General features: G+C 60.9%; 12 protein-coding genes. 8 read left to right on the top strand and 4 right to left on the bottom strand.

What is annotated here, in order from left to right:
- Positions 1 to 5: 5 nt before the first annotated feature.
- From ACA055_RS10710 to ACA055_RS10695, 4 genes are all read left to right on the top strand, one after another.
- Positions 6 to 695 carry an N-acetyltransferase gene (locus ACA055_RS10710; RefSeq protein ID WP_497683577.1) on the top strand — a complete coding sequence of 230 codons (690 nt, stop codon included), beginning with the start codon at positions 6 to 8 and terminating at the stop codon, positions 693 to 695.
- A gap of 4 nt (positions 696 to 699) precedes the next feature.
- Positions 700 to 1926 carry a GNAT family N-acetyltransferase gene (locus tag ACA055_RS10705; protein ID WP_497683576.1) on the top strand — a complete coding sequence of 409 codons (1227 nt, stop codon included), beginning with the start codon at positions 700 to 702 and terminating at the stop codon, positions 1924 to 1926.
- A complete protein-coding gene (locus ACA055_RS10700; protein WP_497683575.1) occupies positions 1898 to 2689 on the top strand; it encodes a ChbG/HpnK family deacetylase in 792 nt (263 codons plus the stop codon). Before ACA055_RS10705 ends, ACA055_RS10700 begins: the two co-directional genes overlap by 29 nt.
- A 115-nt stretch (positions 2690 to 2804) precedes the next feature.
- The gene (locus ACA055_RS10695) at positions 2805 to 3497 is read left to right on the top strand and encodes an N-acetyltransferase (RefSeq protein ID WP_497683574.1); all 693 of its coding nucleotides are present in this window, start codon (positions 2805 to 2807) and stop codon (positions 3495 to 3497) included.
- Positions 3498 to 3654: 157 nt separating this feature from the next.
- On the opposite strand, the gene ACA055_RS10690 is transcribed toward ACA055_RS10695, so the two are convergent.
- Positions 3655 to 4461 carry a methyltransferase domain-containing protein gene (locus ACA055_RS10690; RefSeq protein WP_497683573.1) on the bottom strand — a complete coding sequence of 269 codons (807 nt, stop codon included), beginning with the start codon at positions 4459 to 4461 and terminating at the stop codon, positions 3655 to 3657.
- Positions 4462 to 4640: 179 nt separating this feature from the next.
- Between ACA055_RS10690 and ACA055_RS10685 the strand changes: the two genes are divergently transcribed.
- Positions 4641 to 5027 carry a hypothetical protein gene (locus ACA055_RS10685; protein ID WP_497683572.1) on the top strand — a complete coding sequence of 129 codons (387 nt, stop codon included), beginning with the start codon at positions 4641 to 4643 and terminating at the stop codon, positions 5025 to 5027.
- A gap of 3 nt (positions 5028 to 5030) precedes the next feature.
- Here the strand turns inward: ACA055_RS10685 and ACA055_RS10680 are convergent, their stop codons facing one another.
- From ACA055_RS10680 to ACA055_RS10670, 3 genes are all read right to left on the bottom strand, one after another.
- Positions 5031 to 6461, bottom strand: a complete 1431-nt coding sequence (locus tag ACA055_RS10680; protein WP_497683571.1) for a sigma-54-dependent transcriptional regulator — start codon at positions 6459 to 6461, stop codon at positions 5031 to 5033.
- Positions 6430 to 7923 (bottom strand): sensor histidine kinase, encoded by a 1494-nt coding sequence (locus ACA055_RS10675; protein ID WP_497683570.1) that lies wholly within the window; start codon positions 7921 to 7923, stop codon positions 6430 to 6432. Before ACA055_RS10675 ends, ACA055_RS10680 begins: the two co-directional genes overlap by 32 nt.
- 476 nt (positions 7924 to 8399) lie before the next feature.
- Positions 8400 to 9848: a sensor histidine kinase gene (locus tag ACA055_RS10670; RefSeq protein WP_497683569.1), complete on the bottom strand. Its 1449-nt coding sequence runs from the start codon at positions 9846 to 9848 to the stop codon at positions 8400 to 8402.
- 281 nt (positions 9849 to 10129) lie between these two features.
- Here ACA055_RS10670 and ACA055_RS10665 point away from each other — a divergent pair, with 281 nt between their 5' ends.
- From ACA055_RS10665 to ACA055_RS10655, 3 genes are read left to right on the top strand one after another with little or no spacing between them, the layout of a single operon-like run.
- Complete coding sequence (locus ACA055_RS10665) at positions 10130 to 11476, top strand: hypothetical protein (RefSeq protein ID WP_497683568.1); 1347 nt, start codon at positions 10130 to 10132, stop codon at positions 11474 to 11476.
- Between the two features lie 35 nt (positions 11477 to 11511).
- Positions 11512 to 13758, top strand: a complete 2247-nt coding sequence (locus ACA055_RS10660; RefSeq protein WP_497683567.1) for an Ig-like domain-containing protein — start codon at positions 11512 to 11514, stop codon at positions 13756 to 13758.
- 60 nt (positions 13759 to 13818) lie between these two features.
- Positions 13819 to 14280 carry a curlin gene (locus ACA055_RS10655; RefSeq protein WP_497683566.1) on the top strand — a complete coding sequence of 154 codons (462 nt, stop codon included), beginning with the start codon at positions 13819 to 13821 and terminating at the stop codon, positions 14278 to 14280.
- The last annotated feature ends 18 nt before the right edge of the window (positions 14281 to 14298 follow it).

Genomic DNA, 14298 nt, shown 5'->3' with positions numbered 1-14298 from the left:
ATAACATGAGTATTTTGAAGAAGCTCAGCAATCACATCAGGCAAAAAGGACTGCGTGCCACCTTCAAAAAAGCATGGAAGCATTTCGTATATTCCCACGAGGAACTGCTGTGGATGGAGCGCGACCTCGTCAGCCCGGTGCCACCCCATAGACTCAAGTCCTACCCGCCACTGCACGTGGTCACCATCACCCCGGACAATACCGGGGCCTTCACACGTCACTTCGGTGACCGGGTAGACACCATGACCGAACTGGCCCGGGAAGGTCACACCGGACAGATGCACCTGGACGACAAGGGTGACGCGGTGGCGTTCATCTGGGGCGCCTCTCGGGACTACCACGACCGGCACTACTACAGGTGCTGGTTCCCGGTGAAAGAAGGCGAGTTCTTCGAGTTCGGCGGGGAACTGACCCGGGCCTACTGGGGCACCAAGTTGTCGATGGACCTGCAAACGGAGCTGTGGAAAGCCATGCACGCCCAAGGCTGCCACACGGTGGTGGACGTGTGTGAGTGGCACAACGTCCCGGCCCTCAAACTGCACATTCGCACCGGATACAAGGAACAGGGACGGGTCATGAACGTGTACGAACTATTTGGCCGCTGGCGCTTCTATCGCGAAACCCGCTACACCGGCTCACGCCTGGATGCCTTGCGCAAACCAGAACGCTCACCTGTTACAGCCAAGGCGGCCTGAGCCTATGACAGCGCGATTTGAATGGCGTACTTCGTTGTGCGCCGCAGACTTTCCCGCAGCGGCGTATGAAGCGCTGCGTCTGCGAGTGATGGACCACACGCCGTTCAACGCGCTGGCCTGGATGTCTGCGTCGGAACAGGCACTGACGGCCGACGAACGCTTGCACGTTCTGCTCGGCTGGCAGGGTCAGGAACTGGTCTTGTGTCTACCGCTGGTGGCGTCCGTCGAGCGTTTCGGCGGACTGCCGTTCAGGGTGCTGCATCACCTGGGGTATCCGCTTACCGACCGCCTCGCACTCCTCACTTGCCTGGACGCTACGGACATGCGCAAGGCGTTGATCGAGATTCGCCGTCGCCTGCACCATGCCCTGCTGCAACTTAATGAACTGTCCGAACCGGTCGGCGCCGAAAGCGCCCTGACCGAATGGATGACCCATAGCTCCGCCGGTGAACGGCGCCTCAGTTGTCGAGCGCCGGTGCACCTGATCAGCGACGCCGATCGCCAGGAAGTGTCTGGCGATCCGCGCTACAAACTGCGCCGGGCGCGCAAACGAATTGCCGCGTGCGGTGCCCAGGTTCGGCGCATCACCCCCGACGCTTCGACCATGGGGCCGTTGTTGCAGGCCATCAGTGAGGTCGAAGCAGTGAGCTGGAAAGGCGATGAAGGCGTCGGCATTTTTGCCGATGAGCGTCATCGCCAATGGATGGACCGGGCCTTCACCGCCCTCGCCGCCCAAGGGTTGGTGCGGGTGGTGGTGCTGGAGCTGGACGGACGCTGCATCAGCTATCGCCTCGGGTTGCTGGAACAGGGTCGGTTGTACGATTACAACCTGGCGTTCCTGCCGCAATACGCCGACCTGGGCAGCGGTCGAGTCCTGCTCGAAGAGTGGATTCGTTGGGGCCTGGACGATAACTGGCACTGGATCGATGCTTCGCGCGTCAGCCTGGAAAACTCCAGCCATCAACTCCATGAGCGCATGACCGGGCAACTGGAACACTGGCGCTGGAGTTTCTATTCCTGGCGCCCCGAGGGCCTCGCTTTGGGGCTGGCCCTGCGACTCTGGCAGCGGCTCAAACCTTCGGTGCAAAAATGGCGAGCCCGGCGTGCGGCGTCCGCCGCTACACCAACACCCATCGCCGCTTCTGTGCCTGCTCCTGTAGCCAAACCGACTGCACCCACCGAAACAATCATGGAGGGAGAACATGCCTCGACAAGTCATAGTCAACGCTGACGATTTCGGCCTCAGTGCCTGCGAAAACGCAGTGATCCTGGGGGCTTTCCAGGCCGGGATCATCAGCTCCGCCACCGCCATGGCTAATATGCCGGCCTTCGAAGCGGCGTGCGTGCTGGCCCGGCATCCGCTGCTCGAAGGCCGGATCGGGCTGCACTTCAACCTCACCTACGGCCGGCCATTGAGCCAGTCGATTCTGGGTCGAACGAACTTCTGCGACGGTGCCGGCGTATTCGACCTCAACCTGCCGCGCCATCGCGTGTGGCTCAACCGCCGGGATCGGGCCGCGGTGCTGGAAGAACTCGAAGCGCAATGGCAACACTGCCTCGACAATGGCTTGCGTCCCAGCCATCTGGATTCCCATCAGCACGTGCACAACATTTGGCCGATCGGCGAGATCGTCGCCCGCTTCGCTGCCCGCCAGGGCGTTGCCGTGCGATTGGCACGCAATCTGGGGCAAAACCTGAGCCTGCCCAAGCGTGTCTTCAAGGAATTGCTCAATCATCGTTTGCGCAGCCTCGCCGGCGTAACCGCCGATTATGTCTGCACGCCAGTGGACCTGCGCGATATCGAAGTGCCGACCGACGGCGTACTGGAAATCGTTGCCCACCCGACCCAGCTCGGCGCCGATTTCGGCGACGCCTACCTGCTTCCAGATGAGTCGCTAACCCGCGTGCTAGAGCGGCGCCTGCACGGTGTTCCACGTATTTCCTACGGTGTCGTCAGCCAGTTTATGCAGTCCGGCACAGCGGCACTGGAATGAGCTACATAAGTTGCAACAAATTCAAAAATGGCGCTTTGACATTAATTTGCAACCTTGATCTATACCCATCAAAAGCGTTTCCAACCACACCCTGGCCCCGGCTAAGGAGAGCGTCATGAACGTCATCGACAAGCTTCGCGAACGCATCAAACAAAAAGGTCTGGGCCGCACGTTCAACACGTTGTGGAAGCGTTATGTGTTCTTCCACTGGGAGCTTTTGTGGATGGAGCGCGACCTGGTCAGCCCCGTGGCGCCGCACAAACTGCGCCCGTATCCCAAGGTGCGTCTGGTCACCATTACGCCCGAAAACGCCACGGCGTTTACCAAGCACTTCGGTGACCGGGTCGAAACCATGGCCGAACTCGCCGCTGAAGGTCATACCGGGCAGATGTACCTGGACGATGAGGGCCATGCGATCGCCTTCATCTGGGGCAGCATGCGCGACTACCACGACCGTCACTATTACGGCTGCTGGTTCCCGGTCAAACCGGGTGAGTTCTTCGAATTCGGTGGCGAGATGACCCGCGCCTTCTTCGGCACCAGCCTGTCGGTGGACGCCCAGATCAACCTATGGGCGGCAATGGCAGCCCAGGGCTGCAACAAGGTGGTGGACGTCTGCGAAACCCACAACATCCCGGCGCTGAAACTGCACATCCGCATGGGCTATCACGAACAGGGCCGAGTCACCCACGTTTATGGCCTGTTCGGCCGCTGGCGCTTCTACCGCGAAACCCGCTACGAAGGCTCGCGCCTGGACCCACTGCGCAAACCGGGTCGGCCGGTGGTCACGGGGGCGGCGAACGCTTGATGTCCTGAGGAGGCTGTTCCACCGCTTTCGCGAGCAAGCCCGCTCCCACAAGGGATCTTCAGCGAACACAGCAATTGTGTTCAACGACGATCAACTGTGGGAGCGGGCTTGCTCGCGAAGGCGTCAATCGCAGCACCACATTATTCAGTCCGGAATCTCAGTGCTTCACCGCCACTAAAGTGAAACACAACGGCAACTGCGCCACCTGCTGCTGATAACGGTCATAGAGTTCCTCGCGGTTGGAATGCGGGTACTCCTTGAAGTGGCTGATCTGCAGCCCCGCCTCGATCGCTCCGCTGAAGAGCGCGCCCAGGGTGTGGACAAACCAGTAGGACGTTGCGGCCTGCTGTTCGACTTTACCCTCGTAGACAATCGGCTGATCCTGCACAAAAGGCTCGCTGCGAAAGTACGAGCTTTCGGGACGGTAGGGATCGGCCGACTCGGGATCGAACATTTCCAGGAACGGGTGGGTTTCGTACACCACCAGTGCCCCGCCCGGCCTCAGCGTTTGCGCGACGTGACGCATGAATTCGCCGATGTCCGGCATCCAGTTCAATACGCCAATGGTGATCAGGGCCATATCGAAACGGCCATGAAGCTCACGCGGCAGGTGATGGATATCCGCTTCGACGAATTCGGGTTCGTGGGGCGAGTGTGATGCCAGCTCCCGTGCCTGATCGAGAAAGGCCTCGGACTGATCCACACCCACGACGCTGCGGGCCCCCAGCGCAAACAGCGAAAGACTTTCGCGACCGTTGTTGCAGCCCAGTTGCACAACATCCTTGCCGTCGACACCCACCTGTTCCAACAAACCGGTCAGGGTTTCATCCAGGCAGGAAAAATCCCCATGAGCCACGGCGATCAAAATGGCCTGCCATTCAGCGGTGTCTTTGTGGTGTCGGGCGGAGTCGTTCCAGGCATCGCGGTTGCTGGCGATGGCTTTTTCTTTTGTCGGCATTTCCATTGCGCGCTCCAGATCTCGGGTCTTGATTGACCGGCACGAGTCTAGGTCAGCGTTCTGAAAAAACCCATTTGGCGATTGTTGGAATCTTGTAATCCGGGCCTCGCGAACGCGTGCCTGTACGAGAGCTATAGTTAATGGCCTTGGGGAAATGCGGGAAAACCGATTTCGCAGGTGCTGCCATGAACAAAACCGAATCGACGCTGCTGCTTGCCCTCTGCCTGACCGTCATCACCGGCGCTCACGCGGCCGACAACCTGACGCCCACCAGCGACTACAGCAGCGACTTCAACTATTACGGCGCGGATCAACCTTTCGCCCATCCTGTGCCGCCCTCCCTGAGCACGGTGCCGCCGCGTTCATACATCCCGACAGCCCCTCAGGATTTCATCCCGATTGCGAGCCAGCATGAGTTCTCAGACTCAAGATTGCCGACGGTAGCCGATGCCACCGTTCGAGTATTCATCCGCTCCTACGATTCGCAACGCGGCATCTACGTGAACGAAGAAGTCCTCGATCCCACCTGCCTGCTCGCGTGCCTGAGCCGTCAGGGGCCGGTGATGCAATGACGTCTACCACTGGCGTTTGTCCGGGCGCGCGAGGCCGAGTTTTTCGATCCGGTAACGCAGCATGTCGCGGCTCAGGCCCAGCAGCCGTGCAGATTTGGTGACGTTCCAGTCGGTCTTGTCGAGCATCTTGCGCACCATGTCGCGCTCCACTTCCGGCAGGTTCATCGACTCGGTGCCGTTGTAGGTCGGACGTGGTTCGCTGTGTTGGGGTTCCTGTTGAAACGCCAGCGGCTCGTCCACCAGGCTCAGGCAGACGTTCAACTGATGGGCGGCAATGGTGTCGCTCTGGGCCAGCAACACGGTTTGCTCAAGCATGTTGCGCAATTCGCGCACGTTGCCCGGCCAGCTATAGCTGAGCAGCAACGCTTCGGCCTGGTCGCTGAAATGCAGGTGCGGCTTGCCATAGCGTTTGCCGTGGATCGCCAGAAAGTGCCGGGCCAGCAGCAAAATGTCCTGGCCGCGGGCATACAGGCGCGGGACCTTGATCGAGATGATGCGCAAGCGAAAGAACAGGTCGCGGCGGAACTTGCCCTGCTGGACCATTTGTTCGAGGTTGCAGTTGGTGGCGCTGATCACCCGCAAATCGACCTTGCGCTCCTTCACCGAGCCGACCCGGCGAATGGTGCGGTCTTCCAGCAGCTTCAGCAGTTTGGCTTGCAGCAGCAGGTCCATTTCGCCGACTTCATCGAGAAACAGCGTGCCGCCATCGGCCGCTTCCACCAGCCCGACGCGACGGTCCTTGGCGTCGGTGAAGGCGCCCTTCTCGTGACCGAACAATTCCGACTCCACCAGGTTGGACGGAATCGAGGCGCAGTTGAATTCAATGAACGGGCCTTTACTGCGCGGACCGTCGAAGTGCAGCGCACGGGCCACCAACTCCTTGCCGGTGCCCGTCTCGCCTTCCACCAGCACGGGCGGCAAATCGGTGTTGGCCATCCGCCGCTCGGCGTCCAGCAACTGGCCAATGGTGTCTTTCAAATAGTGCATCGGCGCCGATTCGCCAATCATCGCCTGCACCCCTGACTTCTGCGCCTCACGCTCTTGATAGAACGACAGCGTGCGCTCCATCCGGTCAGTGGCCAGGGCCTTGTCCAGCAGCAATTTGAGTTCCGGCAAGGCCACCGGTTTGGTGACGTAATGGAAGGCACCTTCTTTCATCGCCACCACGGCGTCTTCGACGTTGCCGTAACCGGTCATCATGATCACTTTCAGATCCGGCGCGCTGATGCGCAGCTTCTGGATCAGGTCGTGACCGCTCATGCCCGGCAACGAGTTGTCGGTCAGCACCACGTCCGGGGCAAACGTACCCAATTGCTCCAGCGCATCTTCAGCCGAATGGCAGACCGTTACCTCGAAGTCTTTGCGCTCCAGGTAGGTCTGAATATTCTCGGCGAGGAGTTCATCATCCTCGACCAGCAGTATGCTGTGCTCCATATTCCCCTCCCGTTGCTACTTTGAAATTAAGACGCACGCGGGTTCCTTCCTGCTCCTGGCTGGTGAGTTCAACCGAGCCTTCGAAACGCTCCATTATTCTTTTGACCAGGGCCAGGCCCACGCCCAACCCGCCTTGTTTGGTGGTGAAAAACGGCTTGAAGACCATTTGCTGCTGTTGTTTGCTCATGCCCTTGCCGGTGTCGCTCAGGGTCATGGACAAGTGCCCCGACTGCGGCGAGCCGATATCGATACTCAGCACGCCACCCTTGGGCATGGCTTCCAGGGCATTGGCGAACAGGCTATTGAGAATTTGCGTGAGCAGCACTTGCTGACTGACCACCGGCGGGCAACTGTGCGGCGTGAAGCGCACCTCGACGCCGGAGCGCTTGATCAACGGTTCGAAGGCACTCAGGGTATCGTCGATGACCAACACCAGGTCCACCGTTTCGTAGTCGTCATTCACCGGCCGCAGCGACACCAGCAACTCGCGGACCCAGCGCGACATGCGATCGACCTGACTGATGATGTCGCCGATGTTTTTCTGCGCATTCTGGCTGGCGACTTCCTGGGCCAGTTCGGCGCTGGATCGAATGTTCGCCAACGGATTGCGCAGGCTGTGAGCAACCGCCGAAGACATCTCCCCCAGCGCGACAAAGGTTTCGTTGTTGATCAGTTGCTTCTGCTGGCTCTGCAGCAGCATGGCCGCACGCCGCACAATCCAGAACAGCCCCAGGTAAATCGCCACCCCGCCGAGCAGGGTCGCCAGCCAGATCTCCTTGAAGCCACGCTGGATGCGCTCGACCAGGTCCGTGGGTTCCTTGTAGATCTCCACCATGGCAATCACTTTGCTCTTGTCGGCATTGAACATCGGGATGTAGTTCTCGATGAACATATGTTTGGGTGCACGAGGTAATTGCTGTTCGGGACGTTCCTCATCGACCTCGTGGTAGCTGGTGGATACCGCTTCCTTCATTTCGAAGGACTCGTCCAGCTCATCGTCGTCTTCAATGCGCACACCGATCAACGCGGGGTTAGTCGACCAGACCACGGTGCGATCGAGGGCGTATACCGTGGCCAACAACAGGTCCGGAAGATTCCCTACGTGATCGAGAAACTCGATGCGCGCGGAGGCCCGGGTTTCTGGCGTAACGTCGGTATAGGCGTGGTCATCGCGCGGGTCGAGCATTTCGCCCATGGTTCTGTTCGGGGTAATCGAGGCGTGGCGAATTTCGGCATCCCCCATGGCCTGAACGAACTGCGCGGTCAGCATGGAATCGCGCTCGATACTCTCCTCGACCACGAACCGCGTGGAAATGTAACCCAGCCCCAGCGCCACGGCGGCGATGATGAAAAAACTGCCCAGAGAAAACCAGCGCAGTAAATTGAACTGTCCGCGCCAGCCCTGGCCTCCTGCTGTCGGGGTGTCCGGCGCAGGCATTTTTTGTTGTTCCAGTATCTGCATAAGGGGTTTTCCTGGATGCAGGCATTGAGTCTTTTCAGCCGCATTCCCGATCAGTGTAGGTGGCATTGATCGTGATTGACGGCCGCACTGATAGTATTTCGCCGCTATTGCATCTGCGCCGATCGAAGCGGTTGTTGGCGACGGGTTTGTACGTGTAAAAAAACCACGATGGATTGCGCAGCGTTCTCATTCAGGCGCAGATTTTGAGCAGGGTCAGCGCCATCGTCAGCAGGACGCTCAATGGGATTACAAGACCGAACCACTTGAAGGGGGAACTGCGAATGACTGTCCATCACCAGCCGCCTCGACGTCTTGAAGGAGGTGATGGTGGTTCTGCAAGGAACTCGCCAGATGTAACAGTTTTATACGAAAGAATTAATACTCAACAAAACAACGACCTACCAAGGTTCTGGTGCCGTGCCCAACAAATCGACTGGGGCATCCCACCCGCTAATGGGGAAAGCTCACACCCAATGTCAGGGAACCAGCCTGAACGACAGCCGCACACTCGTGCCCTCGCCCTCACGGCTGTCCAGGGTTACCTCTCCACCGAAACGCTCCATGATCCGCTTGACCAACACCAACCCCACACCGAGCCCGCCTTGCTTGGTAGTAAAAAACGGTCGGAAGGCCATGCTGCGCTGTTCTTCGGTCATGCCTTTGCCCGTGTCGCTCACCATCAGGCAGACGCCCCGGGAATCGGTCGACTCCAGCGTGATCGTCAGCGTGCCACCGCTGTCCATGGCTTCCACTGCATTGGCCAGCAAACTGTTGAGAATCTGGGTCAGTTGCACTTGTTGACTCAACACCATGGGCGTCTGCGTCGGCTCGAACACAACGTGGACCCCGGCCTTGGCGATTTGGTGCTCGAAGGCCATCAGACTGTCGTGCAGCGCTGCTACCAGATTCACCGGTTCGGACTCGTCATTGAGTGGGCGCAAGGATTGCAGCAGCTCCCGCACCCACTTCGACATGCGGTCGACCTGGCCAATGATGTCGTTGATGTTCTTGTGCGCCGTGCCGCCGTCGAACTCCAGCGCCAGTTCGGCGCTTGAACGAATGGTCGCCAACGGGTTGCGCAAACTATGGGCCACCGCCGACGACATCTCGCCCAGGGCCACAAAGGTTTCGTTGGTGATCAGTTGTTTTTGCTGGGCCGCCAGCAAGATCGCTGCCCGGCGCACGATCCAGTACAACCCCAGATAAATCAGCCCGCCCCCCAAGGCGGTGGCCAGCCAGATCAGCACCAGACCGCGCACCATGCGGTTGATCAGGTCCTTGGGTTCCTTGTAGATCTCGACCATCGCCGTGACATTTTTGCCATCGGCATCGAACAGCGGAATGTAGTTCTCGATAAAGATGTATTCCGGGGGCGTCACGAACTTCTGTTCCATGCGGGTTTCATCGACCTCGTGATAGCTGGCCGACACGGGAATCTTGGAGGAGAAGGCCTCATCCAGGTCATCGTCGGTATGGATCATGGTGCCCATCAATGCCGGGTTGGTCGACCAGATCACCATGCGGTCGGGGGCATAGATGTTGGCCAGGATCACGTCCGGCAAATGCGCGATATGGTCGAGGAACTCACCCCGGGCATTGGCACGGGCCATTGGGTCGACGTCGGGGAAGTCCTTGTCTTTGCGCGGGTCGAGCAACTCGCCCATGGTCCGCACGTTGGGAATTGCCACGTGGCTCACTTCGGCCGAGGCAATCGCCTGAACGAACTGCGACGTCAGCAAGGCATCGCGCTGCACGCTTTCGGTAATCACAAACCGCGTGGACACCGACCCCAGCGCCACCGCCACCGTGCCGATCACCGCCATGCTGATGAGCGAAAACCAGCGCAGCAGATTGAATGGCTGCTTGCGCGCGCGCAGTCGGACATCGACTTCCTCGGACTGGAGTGTTTTTGCAGGCATGCTCATGGACGTTGTTCTCGACGATTCCCCTATAGGGTTATAGCCCACTAATGGCCGATCGCCCGACCTTGGGTCTCGTCCCCCCCACCTCCCCCGTTCCCCCATCTGCCCCCAATGCTGGGGACAGTGGCCCTTTCCCCACGACGGGCTTTCTGCTGCCGTCTCTACGTCACATGCCGGTGTTCCGGGCCTCTGCCGCGCGTTTTCGGCGGTTGGTATGGAAGTTGCCGAAGCTCTGTTAACTGACCCATCCCTACGGGGCAGGTACTCTGATAGAGGGAATACTCATGCACCCTTTACTGTCCAAAACTGCGGCCGCCCTGGTCGTTAGTGCTCTAGCCCAAGGCGTCGCTCAGGCGGCGCTGTATGCCGTCGATCCCGGACCCTACCTGCCCGCCAACGGCTTTTTCGCCGCCTGGTATCAGGACACCCATGGTCGAACCCTTGACCTGTGCCTGTCCAAGGCCGTCAGCTCAAGGGCCCCCGGTGCACCCGGCGCGCCTTCGTACATGTGTACGTTGCTGCCGACTCCCGGGGTCTTCGACGACACGCAACCGATCGTCTTCCCGACCAACTTCCCTGACGAGACGTTCTGGTTCACCGCCGATGCGGCAATCGTCGATGCCGCCAGGGGCATCGATCTGTCCTTCGGCACCGCCATCGAAGCAGCCTTCGCCGCTGAAGAACCCATCGATGGTGACCAGCTCAGCTTTGCCCGTGTGCGCATTCGCATCGATGTGCCCACCGCCGGCACCTACATCGTCACCCACCCCTATGGTGTCGACGTATTCGACGTCCCTGTCCCCGGACGGCGGGCGATCAACATGACCCGCGACATCGGCGTCGGCACGCCGAAAACCTACGACGGCGCCTTGCGCGGTGACGTCGGTCCGTTCCTGCGCAGCGTCAACGGCCCCTACACCGAAACCAATCCGCTGACCGGCGCGGCCGAGCAATTCGTCGGCGACCCGAACCTCGAGGAAGCCGTCACCGGCAGCCCGTTCAACACCAACTTCGTACGCATCGAAGGGCCGAACGGCCTGGATCTGCGCACCACGTTGTTTTCCATCTCCGGCAAGTTGTCGACGGTGGTCCGGCCGACGCCAATGATCACCCAGCGCAGCACCTACTCGCGCAAAGCCGGTGAAAGCGCGCCGGTGGCCCAGCAGGATGTATTCGTGATGGCGCCACCACCGCCCGCCACCGCCACAGTGACCAGCAGCACTCCGGCACTGACCATGAGCGAAGCCAACACCGCAGGCAACTGGTACGCGCAGTCCGCGGTCAACCCGACCTTGCCGAGCACCGTGCAGGTAACCGCCGATAACTCCGTGGCGATTCCCACCAGCACACCGACCACCTTATCCATGGCCCTGACCGACCTGGTGGTGATCCAGCGTGCCGAATACAGCCTGAGCTCCGGGCAGCTGACGCTCGTGGCCTCGACCAGTGATGAAACCTCGCCACCGGTGCTCGTTGCCACCTCCGCCGGCGGGGCCGCCATCGGCGCCCTCAGTGGCGAAGGTGCGGTGAAAACCCTGGCGACCGGGATCTCGCCGATTCCACCGGCCAGGGTTCGAGTGACGTCATCCAATGGCGGCAGCGACACCGAAGAAGTGGTCATCGTGCAATGAACGCTCACATGCCCAGATCCTCATCAGGAGGCATCATGAACAATTGGCCACGCCTGGCGCTCAACGCCCTGGGACTGACTCTATCGCTGTCCGGCAGCGCTTTCGCCCAACTCGCCGCTGTCGACCCCGGCCCTTATACCTTTGCCACGGGGAAATTCCCCATGTGGTATCAGGACAACAACCAACTGAAGATGGAACTGTGCCAGTCCCGGGCCGCAAGCTCGCGGGTGCCGGCCACCGTGCCACCGTCCTACATGTGCGTCCTCGCGACGGAACCAGGCGTCTATGACGACGCGCAGCCGATGGTCTTCCCCGACAACTGGCCGGGAGAAGCCTTCTGGTTCGCGGCGGAGACCGAGATCCCGCAAGTCGGCAACAGCGGCTATGAACTGGAAGTCTACGTGGCCGCGGTCGAGGCCGCGTTCGGCTCGGAAACCCCCATTGATGGTGATCAGGTATCGTTCGCGCGGATCCGTCTGCGGGTCTCGGTGCCGACCGCCGGGGTCTACACCATCACCCACCCTTACGGGGTGGAAACGATCAACGTCACCACGACGGGTCGTCGCGCCATCAACATGACCCGTGACATCGGCATCGGTGCGCCAGGCAATTTCAGCGGTGTGCTGAACGGCAACATCGGCCCGTTCCTGCGCAGCGTCAACGGCCCCTACACCGAAGTGAACCCGGACACCGGCGCAGTTGAAACCTTCGTCGGCGACCCGAACCTCACTGAAGCGGTGACTGGCAGCCCGTTCAACACCAACTTCGTGCGTATCCAGGGACCGGCCGGGACCATCCAGACCAACCTGTTCACCGTGTCCGGCAAAGTCCTCGACAACCGTGCGCAAACACCGGTGGAGATTGACCGCGCCACCTACCGGCGCACCCCGTCGGGCACTGGCAACAGCACCCGGGTCGAAGTCTTTGGCAAATCGACCAACAGCTCGAGCCTGTGCTTCCGCGAAACGGTTGCCCTGGTCCCCGGCCCGCCACTGTCACCGTGCCTGATCAACATGACGGGCGACAACAACGGCTTGTTCTTCGGTCAGCGCCTGTTCAACGGCAGCGTGCCTCCGGTCGTGGTGGTCACCGCCACCAACCCGACCGGCACCACCCGGCCAACGGCAGTGTCGAGCAAAGTCACCGACGTGGTGAAAGTCCAGACGGCTCGCTACAACTGGAGCAATCACAGCCTGCTGATCGAGGCCACCTCGTCTGACGAAGTGGTGGTGCCGGACATGGTCGCTCAGGGTTACGGACGTCTGTCGAAGTCCGGCACGCTGCAACGACTGACCGTCTCTGATCTGCTGCAGCCACCCGCCACCGTCACGATCAAATCCGCCGCGGGCGGCAGTGACACCGAGCCTGTCGTGGTGGTCGGCGCAGCACCGGAGGTCGGCGAAAACGAGGCGCCACTGGCCGTTGCCGATACCGGCAGCACCAGCTTCGGTGTGCCGATCACCCTCAACCTGCTGGCCAACGACAGCGACCCGGACGGCAACACGCCACTGAGCATCACCGCGTTGACCCAACCGGCCGCAGGCCAGGGCACCGTGGCGTTGAGCGGCACGGCAGCGGTGGTCTACACCCCGCCAGCCGTCGTCAATGCACCGCTGACCACGACCTTCACCTACAAGGCTCAAGACGTCAAAGGCCTGGCCTCGACCGCTGCGGCGACCGTGACCATCACCGTGGCGCCTAACCAGTCTCCGGTGGCCGTCGTCGACAGCATCGCGACACTGGGCGTAGCGGTACCGATCAACGTGCTGGCCAACGACACCGATCCGGAAGGCAACGTGCCGTTAACCGTCACCAGCCTGACCCAGCCAGCGGCCGGTCGCGGCTCCGTCAGCACTGACGGCACCGTGGTCACCTACACCCCACCGGCCACGGTCACCACGGCCTTCACCACAACCTTCACCTACATCGCCAGGGACGCGTTCGGCGCTCTGTCGGCCCCGGCGACGGTCACGGTGCAAGTCTCGCCACGGCCTGCTGCGGAAACCTTCGCAGTGACAGCCGCCACGGTGACGGCACGTTCCAACAACCGCTTCAACTGGGACTTCACGGGCACCTCATCGGTAATCACCGGCAACACCATCACCATCCAGGTAACCACCCCAACCGGGCTGGTGACGCTGGGCACCACCGCAGTGCCGTTGACCGGTCGCTGGAGGCTGACGGTGAGCAACAGCACCACGGTGATCCCGTCGGCTAACCCGACCGCGACCATCCGCTCGTCCCAAGGCACCCAACGCACGGTCTCCGTCAACGTGCAATAAGCCCCCGCCCCACTGACCGGATTGGTCAGTGGGGCAGGCCACTTTCCACAGGAAAACGCCATGAAAACGTCGACCGCCGCCCTGCTCTGCCTGCTTCTGCTTTGCAGCAGTGCGGGCGTGTGGGCTGACGATTTGATGGAGAACGACGACCTGGCTCCGGGCGCCGACCTCGGCGAACTGCCACCGCCGATTGGCCAGCAAGCGCTGATCGATCAGAACGGCCAGGCCAACATTGCGCTGTTGCAACAGAACGGCCAGTCGCTGCTCGGTCAGATCGTCCAGTCGGGCAGTAACCAGGAGGCGTACATCCTGCAACAAGGCAGCGACCTCATGGCCCTGATCACCCAGCAAGGTTCTGGCAACAACGCCGCGATCACCCAAAACGGCAGCCACAACCGCGCGCAGATCGCCCAGAACGGCAACAACAACGACGCCAGCATCGACCAGGCCGGCACGGGGCTTTCAAGCGCCGTGACCCAGTCGGGAAACGGCATGAGCGTTTCGGTCAAACAATATCGCTAAAGCACTGCACCACTTGGA

The organism is Pseudomonas sp. LBUM1657 (assembly GCF_059716075.1).
This window is presented reverse-complemented; position numbering and strand designations above follow the sequence as displayed.